28 protein-coding genes and 1 pseudogene are annotated in these 14,604 nt (G+C 40.4%); all 29 read left to right on the top strand.

The features are described 5' to 3' along the window. The first annotated feature begins 102 nt into the window (after positions 1-102). The 29 genes and pseudogenes from V6670_RS22140 to rpsK all read left to right on the top strand — a co-directional run bounded on the left by V6670_RS22140 (position 103) and on the right by rpsK (position 14,558). Entirely contained in the window at positions 103-1,413 is a 1,311-nt protein-coding gene (locus tag V6670_RS22140) for a Na+/H+ antiporter NhaC family protein (protein ID WP_338652143.1), read from the top strand. A 351-nt stretch (positions 1,414-1,764) separates the two neighbouring features. Continuing rightward, on the top strand, positions 1,765-2,073 hold the full coding sequence (gene rpsJ, locus V6670_RS22135; RefSeq protein WP_004233624.1) for a 30S ribosomal protein S10: 309 nt from the start codon (positions 1,765-1,767) through the stop codon (positions 2,071-2,073). A gap of 46 nt (positions 2,074-2,119) precedes the next feature. Further along, a complete protein-coding gene (gene rplC / locus V6670_RS22130; protein ID WP_036124665.1) occupies positions 2,120-2,749 on the top strand; it encodes a 50S ribosomal protein L3 in 630 nt (209 codons plus the stop codon). A gap of 26 nt (positions 2,750-2,775) precedes the next feature. Continuing rightward, a complete protein-coding gene (rplD, locus tag V6670_RS22125; RefSeq protein ID WP_004233626.1) occupies positions 2,776-3,399 on the top strand; it encodes a 50S ribosomal protein L4 in 624 nt (207 codons plus the stop codon). After that, complete coding sequence (gene rplW / locus V6670_RS22120) at positions 3,399-3,683, top strand: 50S ribosomal protein L23 (RefSeq protein ID WP_036124663.1); 285 nt, start codon at positions 3,399-3,401, stop codon at positions 3,681-3,683. The genes rplD and rplW overlap by 1 nt, the downstream gene beginning before the upstream one ends. Positions 3,684-3,731: 48 nt before the next feature. Continuing rightward, positions 3,732-4,562, top strand: a complete 831-nt coding sequence (gene rplB / locus V6670_RS22115; protein WP_036124661.1) for a 50S ribosomal protein L2 — start codon at positions 3,732-3,734, stop codon at positions 4,560-4,562. Between the two features lie 60 nt (positions 4,563-4,622). Further along, on the top strand, positions 4,623-4,901 hold the full coding sequence (rpsS, locus tag V6670_RS22110) for a 30S ribosomal protein S19 (RefSeq protein ID WP_008181911.1): 279 nt from the start codon (positions 4,623-4,625) through the stop codon (positions 4,899-4,901). Positions 4,902-4,923: 22 nt separating this feature from the next. Further along, positions 4,924-5,268: a 50S ribosomal protein L22 gene (gene rplV, locus V6670_RS22105; RefSeq protein ID WP_004233639.1), complete on the top strand. Its 345-nt coding sequence runs from the start codon at positions 4,924-4,926 to the stop codon at positions 5,266-5,268. A 3-nt stretch (positions 5,269-5,271) separates the two neighbouring features. Beyond that, positions 5,272-5,925, top strand: coding sequence for a 30S ribosomal protein S3 (gene rpsC, locus V6670_RS22100; protein ID WP_025116438.1), 654 nt, complete (start codon positions 5,272-5,274; stop codon positions 5,923-5,925). 1 nt (position 5,926) lies between these two features. Next, positions 5,927-6,361, top strand: coding sequence for a 50S ribosomal protein L16 (gene rplP / locus V6670_RS22095; protein ID WP_025116437.1), 435 nt, complete (start codon positions 5,927-5,929; stop codon positions 6,359-6,361). Continuing rightward, positions 6,351-6,551: a 50S ribosomal protein L29 gene (rpmC, locus tag V6670_RS22090; RefSeq protein ID WP_004233646.1), complete on the top strand. Its 201-nt coding sequence runs from the start codon at positions 6,351-6,353 to the stop codon at positions 6,549-6,551. The genes rplP and rpmC overlap by 11 nt, the downstream gene beginning before the upstream one ends. An 18-nt stretch (positions 6,552-6,569) precedes the next feature. Then, positions 6,570-6,833, top strand: a complete 264-nt coding sequence (gene rpsQ, locus V6670_RS22085) for a 30S ribosomal protein S17 (RefSeq protein ID WP_008181723.1) — start codon at positions 6,570-6,572, stop codon at positions 6,831-6,833. A gap of 42 nt (positions 6,834-6,875) precedes the next feature. Further along, entirely contained in the window at positions 6,876-7,244 is a 369-nt protein-coding gene (rplN, locus tag V6670_RS22080) for a 50S ribosomal protein L14 (RefSeq protein WP_004233650.1), read from the top strand. Positions 7,245-7,279: 35 nt separating this feature from the next. Next, positions 7,280-7,588: a 50S ribosomal protein L24 gene (gene rplX, locus V6670_RS22075; protein WP_004233652.1), complete on the top strand. Its 309-nt coding sequence runs from the start codon at positions 7,280-7,282 to the stop codon at positions 7,586-7,588. Positions 7,589-7,617: 29 nt separating this feature from the next. Beyond that, positions 7,618-8,157, top strand: a complete 540-nt coding sequence (gene rplE, locus V6670_RS22070; RefSeq protein WP_008181719.1) for a 50S ribosomal protein L5 — start codon at positions 7,618-7,620, stop codon at positions 8,155-8,157. Positions 8,158-8,179: 22 nt separating this feature from the next. After that, positions 8,180-8,365, top strand: a complete 186-nt coding sequence (locus V6670_RS22065) for a type Z 30S ribosomal protein S14 (RefSeq protein ID WP_004233656.1) — start codon at positions 8,180-8,182, stop codon at positions 8,363-8,365. 29 nt (positions 8,366-8,394) lie between these two features. After that, positions 8,395-8,793, top strand: a complete 399-nt coding sequence (gene rpsH, locus V6670_RS22060; RefSeq protein ID WP_008181717.1) for a 30S ribosomal protein S8 — start codon at positions 8,395-8,397, stop codon at positions 8,791-8,793. A gap of 30 nt (positions 8,794-8,823) precedes the next feature. Continuing rightward, positions 8,824-9,363 (top strand): 50S ribosomal protein L6, encoded by a 540-nt coding sequence (rplF, locus tag V6670_RS22055; protein WP_008181715.1) that lies wholly within the window; start codon positions 8,824-8,826, stop codon positions 9,361-9,363. Between the two features lie 32 nt (positions 9,364-9,395). Continuing rightward, entirely contained in the window at positions 9,396-9,755 is a 360-nt protein-coding gene (gene rplR, locus V6670_RS22050) for a 50S ribosomal protein L18 (RefSeq protein ID WP_036124657.1), read from the top strand. Between the two features lie 21 nt (positions 9,756-9,776). Then, the gene (gene rpsE, locus V6670_RS22045; protein WP_008181711.1) at positions 9,777-10,280 is read left to right on the top strand and encodes a 30S ribosomal protein S5; all 504 of its coding nucleotides are present in this window, start codon (positions 9,777-9,779) and stop codon (positions 10,278-10,280) included. Positions 10,281-10,293: 13 nt separating this feature from the next. Then, entirely contained in the window at positions 10,294-10,476 is a 183-nt protein-coding gene (rpmD, locus tag V6670_RS22040; protein WP_004233668.1) for a 50S ribosomal protein L30, read from the top strand. A 34-nt stretch (positions 10,477-10,510) separates the two neighbouring features. Continuing rightward, complete coding sequence (rplO, locus tag V6670_RS22035) at positions 10,511-10,951, top strand: 50S ribosomal protein L15 (RefSeq protein WP_036129082.1); 441 nt, start codon at positions 10,511-10,513, stop codon at positions 10,949-10,951. Continuing rightward, positions 10,951-12,246, top strand: a complete 1,296-nt coding sequence (gene secY / locus V6670_RS22030; RefSeq protein WP_036129079.1) for a preprotein translocase subunit SecY — start codon at positions 10,951-10,953, stop codon at positions 12,244-12,246. The genes rplO and secY overlap by 1 nt, the downstream gene beginning before the upstream one ends. A gap of 70 nt (positions 12,247-12,316) precedes the next feature. Further along, complete coding sequence (locus tag V6670_RS22025) at positions 12,317-12,970, top strand: adenylate kinase (RefSeq protein ID WP_036129077.1); 654 nt, start codon at positions 12,317-12,319, stop codon at positions 12,968-12,970. A gap of 252 nt (positions 12,971-13,222) precedes the next feature. Further along, positions 13,223-13,297, top strand: a pseudogene (locus tag V6670_RS22020) (type I methionyl aminopeptidase); the annotation flags it as partial. Positions 13,298-13,383: 86 nt separating this feature from the next. Next, positions 13,384-13,602 carry a translation initiation factor IF-1 gene (gene infA / locus V6670_RS22015; protein ID WP_004233690.1) on the top strand — a complete coding sequence of 73 codons (219 nt, stop codon included), beginning with the start codon at positions 13,384-13,386 and terminating at the stop codon, positions 13,600-13,602. 37 nt (positions 13,603-13,639) lie between these two features. Beyond that, the gene (gene rpmJ, locus V6670_RS22010) at positions 13,640-13,753 is read left to right on the top strand and encodes a 50S ribosomal protein L36 (protein WP_000868344.1); all 114 of its coding nucleotides are present in this window, start codon (positions 13,640-13,642) and stop codon (positions 13,751-13,753) included. Between the two features lie 24 nt (positions 13,754-13,777). Beyond that, positions 13,778-14,143 (top strand): 30S ribosomal protein S13, encoded by a 366-nt coding sequence (gene rpsM, locus V6670_RS22005; protein ID WP_004233729.1) that lies wholly within the window; start codon positions 13,778-13,780, stop codon positions 14,141-14,143. 25 nt (positions 14,144-14,168) lie between these two features. Beyond that, the gene (gene rpsK, locus V6670_RS22000) at positions 14,169-14,558 is read left to right on the top strand and encodes a 30S ribosomal protein S11 (RefSeq protein ID WP_004233731.1); all 390 of its coding nucleotides are present in this window, start codon (positions 14,169-14,171) and stop codon (positions 14,556-14,558) included. Positions 14,559-14,604: the final 46 nt, after the last annotated feature.

The following is a 14,604-nucleotide window of genomic DNA, read 5'->3' as shown; positions in this document are numbered from 1 at the left end:
TTATATAAACATATTGAAATTGTGAAAACTATTGACTTTCATATATCAGAATAATAAAGTTTAACATGTTAGTAATTTAGTGTATGAAAGTAGAGTGTAACAATGAATGCAGTAATTGCGGCGGTAGCCGTTATGTTGATATTAAGCTTGCTTCGCATCAATGTCGTTCTTTCCTTAGTACTAGGAGCTTTTGTAGGTGGTCTTACAAGTGGAATGGGCATTGAGGCAACAGTACAATCATTTACAGAAGGGTTAGGCGCAGGGGCCACTATTGCATTGAGTTATGGTCTCCTTGGTGGCTTTGCTATTGCTATTGCCAAAACTGGAATACCAGAATTGATGATTGCAGGGATGTTAAAAATTTTAAATGGCGAAAGTAATAGAAAAGGCTTAGTGAAGGTTTTAATTTTTTTCCTTATTTTCGTGATGTCTATTTTATCTCAAAATGTTATTCCTATTCATATTGCCTTCATTCCATTATTGATTCCTCCCATTTTAAAAATATTAAATATGTTGGAGGTTGATCGACGTATCATTGCGGTCCTAATTGCAGTAGGCTTAATCGGTACTTATAGTTTTGTGCCAGCTGGTTTCGGAGCCATTTTTCAAGATATCGTTGCTACACAAGTGTCAGAGGCTGGAATGGCTGTATCTTCACGTGATGTACCGGCAGCAATGGCGATTCCGGTGCTAGGAATGCTGATTGGGCTGCTTATCGCCTTTGTTGTATACCGCAAGCCAAGACAGTATAAGCACAATGAAGTAGAGACGGAATCTTTAAAAGTGAACGTCAGTAAGTTTGTGATGTTTTCTACAGCTCTTGCATTAGTCGCATCACTTTGTGCTCAAGTATTAACAGATTCAATGATTGTCGGTTCGTTTACAGGGATTATGTTGATGTATTTTACAGGTGCGCTGAAATGGAAAGAGGCAGATGACATTCTCTCTGAAGGGATGAAGATGATGGCCTTTATTGGCTTTGTCATGATTGCGGCCAATGGCTTCGCAGCCGTTATTAATGCTACTGGAGATGTGGATAGCTTAATTACAAGCTCAATTGCTGTGCTGAAAGGTAATAGAAGTCTCGCTGTCTTTATCATGCTAGTCATTGGATTAGTTGTGACGATGGGTATTGGTTCATCTTTTGCTACAGTACCTATTATTGCTACGTTATTTGTTCCTCTTGCACAAGGGTTGGGATTGAGTCCTTTAGCGATTCTTTGTTTAATTGGTACAGCGGGTGCTTTAGGTGATGCAGGCTCTCCAGCTTCAGATTCTACGTTGGGACCAACAGCGGGCTTAAATGTAGATGGACAACATCATCATATTTGGGATACTTGTGTACCGACATTTGTTTTTATTAATATCCCTTTGATCCTGTTTGGTTGGATGGCATGTGTATTCTTTCTATAAAATAAGAAGTAGTTTCTTATCTATGGAAACTACTTTCTTAAAGAATTGTTTGAAAAGTACGGAAATGTTGATATGACAACCTTAACTATTGCAATATGTAATAAAATTTTATATACTAATAAACGGCTTAATAAAGCGAAGAAGTAGTAGTACTAAGAATATCTACAACATTTAAAAGAATTTAGCGAAAAGACTTGCTTATTCTTTTTTTATTGTATATAATGTTGAATGTTGGTCTTTGACTGCGATGAAGCGAGAGGTTGCCGACACACCCGGCCGCTTTGCCATGGCGGTGTGTGGGAAAATTTTCGTGGAGAATGTCTAGAAAATAGGCGAGAAGGAGGGAAAATAATGGCAAAACAAAAGATTCGTATTCGTTTAAAAGCGTATGATCACCGTATTTTAGATCAGTCTGCTGAGAAAATTGTGGAAACTGCAAAACGTTCAGGTGCAAGTGTATCAGGTCCGATTCCACTTCCAACTGAGAAGTCTGTGTACACAATTCTTCGTGCGGTTCACAAGTACAAAGATTCTCGTGAACAATTCGAGATGCGTACGCATAAACGTCTGATCGATATCGTTAACCCAACACCACAAACTGTTGATGCGTTAATGAAACTTGATTTACCATCTGGCGTTGATATCGAAATCAAACTTTAATGGTAAAAATAATATAACTTTTCAAAACTTACAGGAGGTGTGACAAATGGCTAAAGGAATCTTAGGTAGAAAAATTGGTATGACACAAGTTTTCGCTGAAAACGGCGATTTAATCCCGGTAACAGTTATCGAAGCTGCGCCAAACGTAGTTCTTCAAAAGAAAACTGTTGAAACAGACGGCTACGAAGCAATTCAAGTTGGTTTCGAAGACAAGCGCGTTAAGCTTTCTAACAAACCTGAACAAGGTCACGTAGCAAAAGCGAACACTGCTCCTAAGCGCTTCATTCGTGAATTCCGCAACGTGAACGTTGGAGAATACGAAGTTGGTCAAGAAGTCAAAGTAGAAATTTTCGCAGAAGGCGATGTAATTGATGTAACAGGTGTTACTAAAGGTAAAGGTTTCCAAGGTGTTATTAAACGCCACGGACAATCTCGTGGTCCTATGGCCCACGGTTCTCGTTACCACCGTCGTCCTGGTTCAATGGGTCCAGTTGCTCCGAACCGCGTATTTAAACAAAAGAAATTACCTGGTCAAATGGGTGGCAATGTAGTTACAATCCAAAACTTAGAAATCGTGAAAGTTGATGCTGATCGTAACTTACTACTTGTTAAAGGTAATGTTCCTGGTTCTAAAAAAGCTCTAGTTACAGTAAAAACTGCAATTAAAGCTAAGTAATCACTTCAAGAAAGGAGGAAACAGGAATGACAAAAGTATCTGTACTTAGTCAAACAGGTGCTTCAGTTGGTGAAATCGAATTAAACGATGCGATCTTCGGAATCGAGCCAAATGAAGCAGTATTATTCGACGCAGTAGTAGCTCAACGTGCTTCTCTTCGTCAAGGTAATCACAAGGTTAAAAACCGTTCTGAAGTTGCTGGTGGTGGTCGTAAACCATGGCGTCAAAAAGGAACTGGTCGTGCTCGTCAAGGTTCTATCCGTTCTCCACAATGGCGCGGCGGTGGTATCGTATTCGGTCCTACTCCACGTAGCTATTCTTATAAATTACCTAAAAAAGTTCGCCGCTTAGCTCTTAAATCTGCTTTATCAGCTAAAGTAGTAGAACAAAACTTCTTAGTTCTTGATGCTCTAACTCTAGCAGCACCAAAAACAAAAGAATTCACAAAAATTCTTAAAGATCTTTCTTTAGAGAAAAAATCTTTATTCGTAACTGCTGACCTAGATGAAAACGTAGCATTATCTGCTCGTAACATCCCAGGTGTAACAGTTTTAACTGCAAATGGAATCAACGTTCTTGATCTATTAGGTCACGACAAAGTTGTATTCACTAAATCTGCAGTAGAAAAAGTTGAGGAGGTGCTTGGATAATGGAAGCACGTGATATTTTAAAACGTCCGGTCATTACTGAGCGTTCTTCAGAACTTATGGCAGAGAAAAAGTATACTTTCGAAGTAGACACTCGCGCTAACAAAACTCAAGTAAAAGACGCTGTAGAAGAAATCTTTGGCGTAAAAGTTGAGAAAGTAAACGTTCTTAACTACAAAGGTAAATTCAAGCGTGTTGGCCGTTACGGTGGTTACACTAACAAACGTCGTAAAGCGATTGTTAAATTAACTGCTGATAGCAAAGAAATTGAATTATTCGAAGTGTAATCCTTAATGGATTTATGATTTGAACACTCAAGAAGGAGGGAAAACACAATGGCGATTAAAAAGTATAAACCTACCTCTAATGGTCGTCGTAACATGACGTCATTAGACTTTGCGGAAATTACAACTAACAAGCCTGAGAAATCATTGCTTGAACCAACTAAACGCAAAGCTGGTCGTAACAACCAAGGTAAAATCACTGTTCGTCATCATGGTGGTGGTCATAAGAAGCAATACCGTGTTATCGATTTCAAACGTGTTAAAGATGGCATTCCGGCAAAAGTTGCTACTATTGAATATGATCCAAACCGTTCTGCGAATATCGCATTAATCAACTACGCTGATGGAGCAAAAGCTTACATCTTAGCACCAAAAGGTCTAGAGGTTGGTCAAACAATCGTTTCTGGTCCAGATGCTGATATTAAAGTAGGTAATGCATTACCATTAGCAAACATTCCAATGGGTACTACAATCCATAACATCGAGTTAAAACCTGGTAAAGGTGGACAATTAGTACGTTCTGCTGGTACTTCTGCTCAAGTACTTGGTCGTGAAGATAAGTACGTAATCGTTCGTCTTCAATCTGGTGAAGTACGTTTAGTGTTAGCTACTTGCCGCGCTACAATCGGTCAAGTTGGTAACGAACAACACGAACTTGTACACATCGGTAAAGCAGGTCGTAGCCGTTGGTTAGGTAAACGCCCAGAAGTTCGTGGTTCTGTAATGAACCCTAACGATCACCCACACGGTGGTGGTGAAGGACGTTCTCCAATCGGACGTAAATCACCAATGACTCCTTGGGGTAAACCAGCACTTGGTTACAAAACTCGTAAGAAGAAAAACAAATCGGATAAATTTATCATCCGTAGTCGTAAAAAATAAAGTGGTTAAACTACGGTTCTATGTGAGAGCCGTGGTGGAATCACGGAGGGAGGTTCCTACATGGGTCGCAGCTTGAAAAAAGGACCTTTTGTTGATGACCACTTAATGAAAAAAGTGGAAGTACAAGAGGCTTCTGAGAAAAAACAAGTTATCAAAACTTGGTCACGCCGTTCTACAATCTTCCCGAACTTCATCGGTTTAACGATTGCTGTATATGATGGACGTAAACATGTTCCTGTATACGTAACAGAAGATATGGTAGGCCATAAACTTGGTGAGTTCGCACCGACACGTACTTACAAAGGTCACGGTGCAGACGACAAGAAAACAAGACGCTAATTTTGAGAGGAGGTAAATCCTAATGACACAAGCTAAAGCTATCGCTCGCACAGTACGTATTGCTCCTCGTAAAGTACGTCTAGTTGTAGACTTAATCCGAGGTAAGCAAGTTGGTGAAGCAGTTGCAATTTTACGTCATACTCCAAAAGCGGCGTCTCCAGTCGTTGAGAAAGTATTAAAATCTGCAGTTGCTAATGCTGAGCACAACTACGATCTTGACATCAACTCTTTAGTAGTTTCTGAAGTGTTCGTTGATGAAGGTCCAACTTTAAAACGTTTCCGTCCACGTGCGCAAGGACGTGCAAGCGCAATTAACAAACGCACAAGCCACATCACTCTAGTGGTATCTGAGAAGAAGGAGGGTTAATCCGTGGGTCAAAAAGTACATCCAATAGGACTGCGCGTTGGTATTATTCGTGACTGGGAGTCAAAATGGTACGCTGAAAAAGACTATGCAACTCTACTTCACGAAGACATCAAAGTGCGTAAATATATTGAAACGGCTCTTAAAGACGCTTCTGTTTCTAAAGTAGAAATCGAACGTGCTGCAAACCGTGTAAACATTACAATTCACACTGCGAAACCAGGTATGGTAATCGGTAAAGGTGGTACTGAAGTTGAAAACCTTCGTAAATACCTTAGCGAGTTAACTGGTAAACGCGTACACATCAACATCATTGAAATTAAACGTGCAGATCTTGACGCTCGTCTAGTAGCTGAAAACATCGCTCGTCAATTAGAAAACCGTGTATCATTCCGTCGTGCGCAAAAGCAAGCGATCCAACGCACAATCCGTGCTGGTGCAAAAGGAATTAAAACACAAGTATCTGGTCGTTTAGGTGGCGCTGATATCGCGCGTGCTGAACACTATAGTGAAGGAACTGTTCCACTTCATACTCTACGTGCTGACATTGACTATGCACACGCAGAAGCTGACACTACTTACGGTAAATTAGGCGTTAAAGTATGGATCTACCGTGGTGAAGTTCTTCCTACGAAGAAATCTGTGGAAGGAGGCAAATAATATGTTATTGCCTAAACGCGTAAAATACCGTCGTGAACACCGCGGCAACATGCGTGGCGAAGCGAAAGGCGGCAAAGAAGTATCATTCGGCGAGTGGGGCTTACAAGCTCAAACTGCTAGCTGGATTACTAACCGTCAAATCGAATCTGCACGTATCGCGATGACTCGTTACATGAAACGTGGCGGTAAAGTTTGGATTAAAATCTTCCCACACAAACCTTACACTAAAAAACCTCTAGAAGTCCGCATGGGTTCTGGTAAAGGTTCTCCTGAAGGTTGGGTAGCAGTAGTAAAACCAGGAAAAATTATGTTCGAAATTGCTGGTGTATCTGAAGAGATTGCACGTGAAGCACTTCGTTTAGCATCACATAAGCTTCCTGTTAAATGTAAGATCGTAAAACGTCAAGAAACTGGTGGTGAATCTAATGAAAGCTAATGAAATCCGTGACCTTGCCACTTCTGAAATTGAATTAAAAGTGAAATCACTGAAAGAAGAGCTTTTCAACCTTCGCTTCCAATTGGCGACTGGTCAATTAGAAAACACAGCTCGTATTCGTGAAGTGCGTAAAGCAATCGCGCGTATGAAAACTGTTATTCGTGAAAGAGAAATCAGTGCAAATAACTGATAAAGGAGGTTTTCAAGTATGACTGAGCGTAATCAACGCAAAGTTTACACGGGCCGCGTTGTTTCAGATAAAATGGACAAAACTGTTACTGTTTTAGTTGAAACTCACAAAAAGCACAAGCTTTACGGTAAACGTGTAAAATACTCTAAAAAGTTTAAAGCTCATGATGAGCAAAACCAAGCGAAAATCGGTGATATCGTACGTATCATGGAGACTCGCCCGCTATCAGCTACTAAACGTTTCCGTCTAGTTGAAGTTGTAGAAAAAGCGGTTATTATTTAATAACTATTTCGGAACAACCATTTCCGAAGGGAGGTAACCTAAGTGATCCAACAAGAAAGTCGTATGAAAGTTGCTGACAACTCAGGTGCACGTGAAGTTCTTACAATTAAAGTGCTTGGTGGCTCTGGCCGTAAAACTGCTAACATCGGTGATATCGTTGTTTGTACAGTTAAGAAAGCAACACCAGGTGGCGTTGTCAAGAAGGGTGACGTTGTTAAAGCTGTTATCGTTCGTACTAAATCAGGCGTACGTCGTAAAGACGGTACGTACATCAAATTTGATGAAAATGCTTGTGTAATTATTCGTGATGATAAATCACCACGCGGAACTCGTATTTTCGGACCTGTTGCACGTGAATTACGTGACAGCAACTTCATGAAAATCGTTTCTCTAGCTCCAGAAGTTCTTTAATTTCATGATAGTGCCAATCAAGGAGGTGCGACAGCATGCATGTAAAAAAAGGTGACAAGGTTAAGGTTATCACTGGTAAGGACAAAGGCAAAGAAGGAGTAATCCTAGCTGCTTTCCCTAAACAAGACCGCGTTCTTGTTGAAGGCGTTAATATCGTGAAAAAGCACGTTAAACCTAACCAATTGAATCCACAAGGTGGGATTGTAAGCCAAGAGGCTGCAATTCACGTTTCGAACGTAATGCTAATCGATCCTAAATCTGGCGAGCCGACTCGTGTAGGTTATAAAATCGAAAACGGTAAAAAAGTTCGTGTTGCAAAAAAATCAGGTGCAGTAATCGACTAACTAGTAAATAAAAGAAGGGAGGTACACACATGAGCCGCCTAAAAGAAAAATATTTAAATGAAGTTTCTCCTGCTCTTATGAGCAAGTTTGGATATAAATCAGTTATGCAGTTGCCGAAAGTTGACAAAATCGTTATCAACATGGGTGTTGGTGATGCTGTTCAAAACTCTAAAGCATTAGATGCAGCTGTAGAAGAATTAACAATTATCACTGGTCAAAAACCAGTTGTAACTAAAGCGAAAAAATCGATCGCAGGTTTCCGTTTACGTGAAGGTATGCCAATCGGTGCTAAAGTTACATTACGCGGTGAGCGTATGTATGAATTCTTGGACAAATTAATCTCAATCTCACTTCCTCGTGTACGTGACTTCCGTGGTGTTTCTAAAAAAGCATTCGATGGTCGCGGTAACTACACTCTAGGTGTTAAAGAGCAACTAATTTTCCCAGAAATCGATTACGATAAAGTTTCAAAAGTACGCGGTATGGACATCGTGATCGTAACGACAGCGAACTCTGACGAAGAAGCTCGCGAGTTATTGACACAATTCGGTATGCCGTTCCAAAAGTAATTTAAACAAGGAGGGCGAAAACGTGGCTAAAAAATCTATGATCGTTAAACAACAACGTAAGCAAAAGTTTAAAGTGCAAGAATATACACGTTGTGAACGCTGTGGCCGTCCACACTCTGTATATCGCAAATTCAAACTTTGCCGTATTTGTTTCCGAGAACTTGCATATAAGGGACAAATTCCTGGCGTGAAAAAAGCCAGCTGGTAATCCCCTAATTTGGGAAGGAGGTAAATGTAATGACAATGACTGATCCGATTGCAGATATGCTTACTCGCATTCGTAATGCGAACATGGTTCGTCACGAGAAGTTAGAAGTACCAGCTTCCAACGTGAAAAAAGAAATCGCTGAAATTTTAAAGCGTGAAGGTTTCGTACGTGACGTAGAATACGTGGAAGACAACAAGCAAGGTATTATCCGTATCTTCTTAAAATACGGTAAAGATAACGAGCGTGTTATCACTGGCTTAAAACGTATTTCTAAACCTGGTCTACGTGTATATGCTAAAACAAATGAAGTGCCTAAAGTACTGAACGGTCTTGGTATCGCTTTAGTGTCAACTTCACAAGGTTTATTAACAGATAAAGAAGCTCGCGCTAAACAAGTTGGCGGCGAAGTTCTAGCATACGTTTGGTAATTAGCAATAAATGAATGGAGGTGCAACTAAATGTCTCGTGTAGGTAAAAAAATTATCGAGGTACCAGCTAACGTAACTGTTACTGTTGCAGCTGACAACACTGTTACTGTTAAAGGTCCTAAAGGCGAACTTGTTCGTTCTTTCCACCAAGATATGAAAATTGAGCAAGAGGGTAACGTAATCTCTGTATCACGTCCTTCTGAATCAAAAGAACACCGCACAAACCACGGTACTACTCGTGCGCTTCTAGCGAACATGGTTACTGGTGTTTCTGCAGGTTTCGAAAAAGCTTTAGAACTTATCGGTGTTGGTTACCGTGCGCAATTACAAGGCAAAAAACTTGTACTTAACGTAGGTTACTCTCATCCAGTAGAGTTCACACCTGAAGATGGTCTTGAAATTGAAGTTCCTTCTAACACTAAAATCATCATTAAAGGTATTAGCAAAGAGCGCGTTGGTGCTCTTGCATCTAACATCCGTGACGTTCGTCCACCAGAGCCATATAAAGGTAAAGGTATCCGTTACGAAGGCGAATACGTTCGTCGTAAAGAAGGTAAAACAGGTAAATAATGCTGCCTAAGCATTAGAAAGGAGTGACCCTTGTGATTACGAAACAGGATAAAAATCAAGTTCGTAAAAAACGTCATGCGCGAGTTCGTTCTAAAATTTCGGGTACTGCTGAGCGTCCACGCTTAAATGTATTCCGTTCTAACAAGAACATCTACGCTCAACTTATCGATGACGTAGCAGGCGTAACAATTGTTAGCGCATCTTCTCAAGAAAAAGATTTTGAAGGCACTGGTAGCAATGTTGCAACTGCATCAAAAATCGGTGAAACAATCGCGAAACGCGCTGCGGAAAAAAATATTACTGCTGTAGTTTTTGACCGTGGTGGTTACTTATATCATGGACGCGTGAAAGCTTTAGCTGAAGCTGCACGTGAGAATGGTTTAGAATTTTAATAAGAAGGAGGGACACATTTCATGAGTCGAATTGACGCAAACAAACTTGGAGAACTTGAAGAACGCGTAGTTACTATTAACCGTGTTGCTAAAGTTGTTAAAGGTGGACGTCGCTTCCGCTTCACAGCACTAGTTGTTGTTGGCGATAGAAACGGTCATGTAGGTTTCGGTACTGGTAAAGCTCAAGAGGTTCCAGATGCTATCCGTAAAGCTGTTGAAGATGCGAAGAAAAACTTAGTAGAAGTGCCACGTGTTGGTGGAACAACTCCACACTTAGTGCTTGGTCGCTTCGGTGCAGGAGAAATCTTAATTAAACCTGCTGCTCCTGGTACAGGGGTTATCGCTGGTGGTCCAGTACGTGCTGTACTAGAACTTGCTGGTATTACTGATATTCTTTCAAAATCTCTTGGATCTAACACACCAATCAACATGGTACGTGCAACTGTTCAAGGTTTAACTGAATTAAAACGCGTAGAGGACGTAGCTAAATTACGTGGTAAATCAGTGGAAGAAATATTAGGATAAGGGGGGAAAGATAATGGCTAACAAATTAGAAATCACCCTTACTAAATCTGTGATTGGTACTAAACCTGCACAACGCAAAACTGTTGAAGCTTTAGGTTTACGTAAATTACACCAAACTGTAGAGAAAGCTGATAATGCAGCTACTCGCGGTATGCTTGATAAAGTAGCACACTTAGTTACTGTAAAAGAAATTTAATTTTCAATAATTGAACAAGGAGGTGCCACCCACTATGAAACTGCATGAGTTAAAACCAGCAGAAGGTTCTCGTAAGCAACGCAATCGCGTTGGTCGTGGTATCGGTTCTGGTAACGGTAAAACAGCAGGTAAAGGTCATAAAGGTCAAAACGCTCGTTCTGGTGGCGGTGTACGCCCAGGATTTGAGGGCGGTCAAAACCCATTATTCCGTCGTTTACCAAAACGTGGATTTACGAACATTAATCGTAAAGAATACGCGATTGTTAACCTTGATGCTTTAAACCGTTTCGAAGACGGTGCAGAAGTTACTGCTGCATTATTACTTGAAACTGGTATAGTGAGCAACGAGAAAGCTGGAATTAAAGTTCTTGGCAATGGAGCTCTTAATAAAAAGCTTACTGTTAAAGCTCATAAATTCTCAGCTTCAGCGAAAGAAGCAATCGAGAATGCCGGCGGAACTACTGAGGTGATTTAATGTTTCAGACAATCTCTAACTTTATGCGTGTTCGAGATATAAGAAATAAAATCATTTTCACACTTTTAATGTTAATCGTTTTTCGTATTGGAACTTTCATTCCAGTACCAAACGTTGACGCTGATGTATTAAAGGCAACTGATGAGTTTAACCTCGTTGGTTTCCTGAATACTTTTGGCGGTGGTGCTTTAAAGAACTTCTCCATCTTCGCGATGGGAATTATGCCTTACATCACAGCCTCAATCATTGTTCAGTTATTGCAAATGGACGTAGTACCGAAATTTGCTGAGTGGGCAAAGCAAGGTGAAGTCGGAAGACGTAAACTTGCACAATTTACTCGCTACTTTACTATTATTCTTGCTTTTATCCAATCATTCGCAATGTCATTCGGTTTTAATAGAATGTATGGTGGATCTTTGATTAAAGAAGAGGGCGTTCTAACTTATGTTACAATTGCTATAGTATTGACAGCGGGAACAGCATTCCTAGTATGGCTTGCTGAGCAAATTACTGCTCACGGTGTTGGTAATGGTATTTCTGTTGTCATTTTCGCAGGTATCGTAGCAGCATTGCCTACAGGGATCAACCAAATTTTTGCACAGCAAATTGAGGGTGCTGGAGATAAATTATTTATCAACATCATTGTCCTTGCATTGCTTGTATTAATTTTATTAGCAGTTGTAGTTGGGGTTATATACGTGCAACAAGCACTTCGTAAAATTCCAATTCAATATGCGAAACGAGTTACTGGACGTAGTCAGCAAACTGGTGGTCAACAAACGCATCTACCGTTAAAAGTAAATGCTGCAGGGGTTATTCCGGTAATCTTTTCAGTAGCGTTTCTTGTAACACCTCAAACGCTTGCTGTGTTCTTTGGTGAAAATAGTGTTACAAATTGGATTACGAAAAATCTGCAGTATACGCAGCCTATTGGTATGACAATTTATATTATTTTGATCGTCGCGTTCACATATTTCTATGCATTCGTTCAAGTGAATCCAGAAAATGTGGCAGACAACTTGAAAAAACAAGGTGCTTACATTCCAGGTATTCGTCCTGGTGAAAACACTCAAACGTATTTAACAAGCGTGTTATATCGTCTAACTTTTGTTGGTGCGATATTCTTAACTGTTATTGCTGTAATGCCGATTTTATTCATTAATTTTATGAATTTACCTGCCTCAGTGCAGATCGGTGGTACTAGTATTATTATCGTAGTCGGTGTAGCGCTGGAAACGATGAAGCAGCTAGAATCTCAACTTGTTAAACGTCACTACAAAGGCTTTATGAAATAATGTTGGTTTTTAGGGAACGTTCCATCGTTTCCTTAAATCAGCAAACCTTTTGTGGGAGGAATATTTCCTAATGAATATCGTTTTAATGGGTCTGCCAGGTGCTGGTAAAGGTACTCAGGCAGATAAAATTGTTGAGAAGTACGCGATTCCTCATATTTCTACAGGCGATATGTTCCGTGCTGCAATTAAAGAAGGTACTGAACTAGGCTTACAAGCGAAATCGTTTATGGATCAAGGTGCACTAGTACCTGATGAAGTAACGATTGGTATTGTTCGTGAGCGACTGGCTAAACCTGATTGTGAAAAGGGCTTCTTATTAGATGGATTCCCACGTACTGTTCCTCAAGCTGAAGCATTGGATAGCATTCTTGCTGATCTAGGTAAAGCGATTGAGCATACATTAAACATTCAAGTTGAAAAGGATGAGTTAATTGCTCGTCTTTCAGGTCGACGTATTTGTAAAACTTGTGGTACATCATATCATTTAATTTTCAATCCTCCTACGGTGGAAGGAAAATGTGATAAAGATGGCGGCGAGCTTTATACACGTGCAGATGATAATCCTGAAACGGTTGCGAACCGTCTGGAAGTAAATATGAATCAAGCACAACCTCTACTTGATTTCTATCAAGCTAAAGGTGTGTTAACTAACATTGATGGACAGCAAGATATTAACAAAGTGTTTGCTGATCTTGATGCTCTATTACAGGGCAGCCGCAGCTGATACCCGGCTCCGGGCGCAGAGTACTGCTTCCGCGGGAGGCATGCGGGAGCAACAACGAAACATAATTTTTTTGAGAGTTGCAAAAGCATATTGTGCCCGGTATATATTTCTTCTAAAGAGTGCAACATACCTTTTGGAGGAGTATAATGGGTTTCGTGGAAGCATCTGTGTAACGGGTATGAATATCTCATCAAAGACATTCCGGTATTCGTGTAAACATGGGAGGTTCAGTGCCCTTATTGGTTCTGTAAATTCCGTGGATTGTGTGAAGCGAAACCAGACGAGCGTCTTTCAAACATCTCTCATACAATCCAAACATATGTTGAAACGAGGTTGCTTCTAAAGTTGCAGCAGATATCCGTTTGATGTAACGATGAGAACTTTAATTTGCATATAGAGAGGAGACAGAGTAGATGGCGAAAGATGATGTAATTGAAGTCGAAGGGACAGTTGTTGAGACTTTGCCAAACGCGATGTTTAAGGTAGAATTAGAAAATGGACATGTGATTCTAGCACACGTATCTGGTAAGATTCGTATGCACTTTATCCGTATTCTACCTGGAGATAAGGTTACTATCGAGTTATCTCCTTATGATTTAACTCGCGGTCGTATCACATACCGTTTTAAATAATCTTTTGCGCTCCGGACTACTAAGGAGGTTAGGTTAGATGAAAGTGAGACCATCTGTGAAACCGATCTGCGAAAAATGTAAAGTAATTCGCCGACGCGGTAAAGTAATGGTAATCTGTGAAAATCCTAAACATAAACAAAAACAAGGTTAATTCTAAAGGAGGTGCACAACGTACATGGCACGTATTGCTGGTGTTGATATTCCTCGCGACAAACGCGTGGTAATTTCATTAACGTACATTTTCGGTATTGGTAAAACTACAGCTCAGAAAGTACTAGCTGATGCAGGTATTTCAGAAGATACACGCGTACGCGACTTAACTGAAGATGAGTTAAACAAAATCCGTGAACAATTAGATTCATACAAACTTGAAGGTGACTTACGTCGCGAAACTTCATTAAATATTAAACGTCTGATGGAAATCGGTTCATTCCGTGGTATCCGTCACCGTCGTGGCTTACCTGTTCGTGGTCAAAATACGAAGAACAATGCGCGTACGCGTAAAGGTCCTCGTAAAACTGTTGCGAACAAGAAAAAATAATTGGTAAAGGAGGTTCCTTCTTAACATGGCTCGTAAACAACAAACTCGTAAACGTCGTGTGAAAAAGAATATCGAATCTGGTATTGCACACATTCGTTCTACATTTAACAATACAATTGTAACGATTACAGATATGCAAGGTAACGCTGTATCTTGGTCAAGTGCTGGTGCTCTTGGTTTCCGTGGTTCACGTAAATCTACACCATTCGCTGCTCAAATGGCTGCAGAAACTGCTGCTAAAACATCCCTTGAACATGGTCTGAAAACGTTGGAAGTAACTGTTAAAGGTCCTGGTGCTGGTCGTGAAGCTGCTATTCGTGCACTTCAAGCTGCTGGTTTAGAAGTAACTGCTATTAAAGACGTTACTCCAGTTCCTCATAATGGTTGCCGTCCGCCAAAACGTCGTCGCGTGTAATGGGTGCGTCTCATATTGTATGAGAACATCATTTTTTGTACAGACT

Source organism: Lysinibacillus sp. Y5S-8 (assembly GCF_036894365.1).
GTDB classification, from domain to species: Bacteria; Bacillota; Bacilli; order Bacillales_A; family Planococcaceae; genus Lysinibacillus; species Lysinibacillus fusiformis_D.
This window is presented reverse-complemented; position numbering and strand designations above follow the sequence as displayed.

Bases quoted from the DNA above. Each gene is read 5' to 3' on its own strand.
- rpmC (WP_004233646.1), top strand. From the start codon at position 6,351: ATGAAAGCTAATGAAATCCGTGACCTTGCCACTTCTGAAATTGAATTA.
- rpsM (WP_004233729.1), top strand. From the start codon at position 13,778: ATGGCACGTATTGCTGGTGTTGATATTCCTCGCGACAAACGCGTGGTA.
- rplD (WP_004233626.1), top strand. From the start codon at position 2,776: ATGACAAAAGTATCTGTACTTAGTCAAACAGGTGCTTCAGTTGGTGAA.
- rplB (WP_036124661.1), top strand. From the start codon at position 3,732: ATGGCGATTAAAAAGTATAAACCTACCTCTAATGGTCGTCGTAACATG.
- rplV (WP_004233639.1), top strand. From the start codon at position 4,924: ATGACACAAGCTAAAGCTATCGCTCGCACAGTACGTATTGCTCCTCGT.
- rplE (WP_008181719.1), top strand. From the start codon at position 7,618: ATGAGCCGCCTAAAAGAAAAATATTTAAATGAAGTTTCTCCTGCTCTT.
- rpsE (WP_008181711.1), top strand. From the start codon at position 9,777: ATGAGTCGAATTGACGCAAACAAACTTGGAGAACTTGAAGAACGCGTA.
- rplC (WP_036124665.1), top strand. From the start codon at position 2,120: ATGGCTAAAGGAATCTTAGGTAGAAAAATTGGTATGACACAAGTTTTC.
- V6670_RS22025 (WP_036129077.1), top strand. From the start codon at position 12,317: ATGAATATCGTTTTAATGGGTCTGCCAGGTGCTGGTAAAGGTACTCAG.
- rpsS (WP_008181911.1), top strand. From the start codon at position 4,623: ATGGGTCGCAGCTTGAAAAAAGGACCTTTTGTTGATGACCACTTAATG.
- rpmD (WP_004233668.1), top strand. From the start codon at position 10,294: ATGGCTAACAAATTAGAAATCACCCTTACTAAATCTGTGATTGGTACT.
- rpsH (WP_008181717.1), top strand. From the start codon at position 8,395: ATGACAATGACTGATCCGATTGCAGATATGCTTACTCGCATTCGTAAT.
- rplP (WP_025116437.1), top strand. From the start codon at position 5,927: ATGTTATTGCCTAAACGCGTAAAATACCGTCGTGAACACCGCGGCAAC.
- rplO (WP_036129082.1), top strand. From the start codon at position 10,511: ATGAAACTGCATGAGTTAAAACCAGCAGAAGGTTCTCGTAAGCAACGC.
- rplF (WP_008181715.1), top strand. From the start codon at position 8,824: ATGTCTCGTGTAGGTAAAAAAATTATCGAGGTACCAGCTAACGTAACT.
- rplX (WP_004233652.1), top strand. From the start codon at position 7,280: ATGCATGTAAAAAAAGGTGACAAGGTTAAGGTTATCACTGGTAAGGAC.
- rpsQ (WP_008181723.1), top strand. From the start codon at position 6,570: ATGACTGAGCGTAATCAACGCAAAGTTTACACGGGCCGCGTTGTTTCA.
- secY (WP_036129079.1), top strand. From the start codon at position 10,951: ATGTTTCAGACAATCTCTAACTTTATGCGTGTTCGAGATATAAGAAAT.
- rplW (WP_036124663.1), top strand. From the start codon at position 3,399: ATGGAAGCACGTGATATTTTAAAACGTCCGGTCATTACTGAGCGTTCT.
- infA (WP_004233690.1), top strand. From the start codon at position 13,384: ATGGCGAAAGATGATGTAATTGAAGTCGAAGGGACAGTTGTTGAGACT.
- rpmJ (WP_000868344.1), top strand. From the start codon at position 13,640: ATGAAAGTGAGACCATCTGTGAAACCGATCTGCGAAAAATGTAAAGTA.
- rpsJ (WP_004233624.1), top strand. From the start codon at position 1,765: ATGGCAAAACAAAAGATTCGTATTCGTTTAAAAGCGTATGATCACCGT.
- V6670_RS22140 (WP_338652143.1), top strand. From the start codon at position 103: ATGAATGCAGTAATTGCGGCGGTAGCCGTTATGTTGATATTAAGCTTG.
- rpsK (WP_004233731.1), top strand. From the start codon at position 14,169: ATGGCTCGTAAACAACAAACTCGTAAACGTCGTGTGAAAAAGAATATC.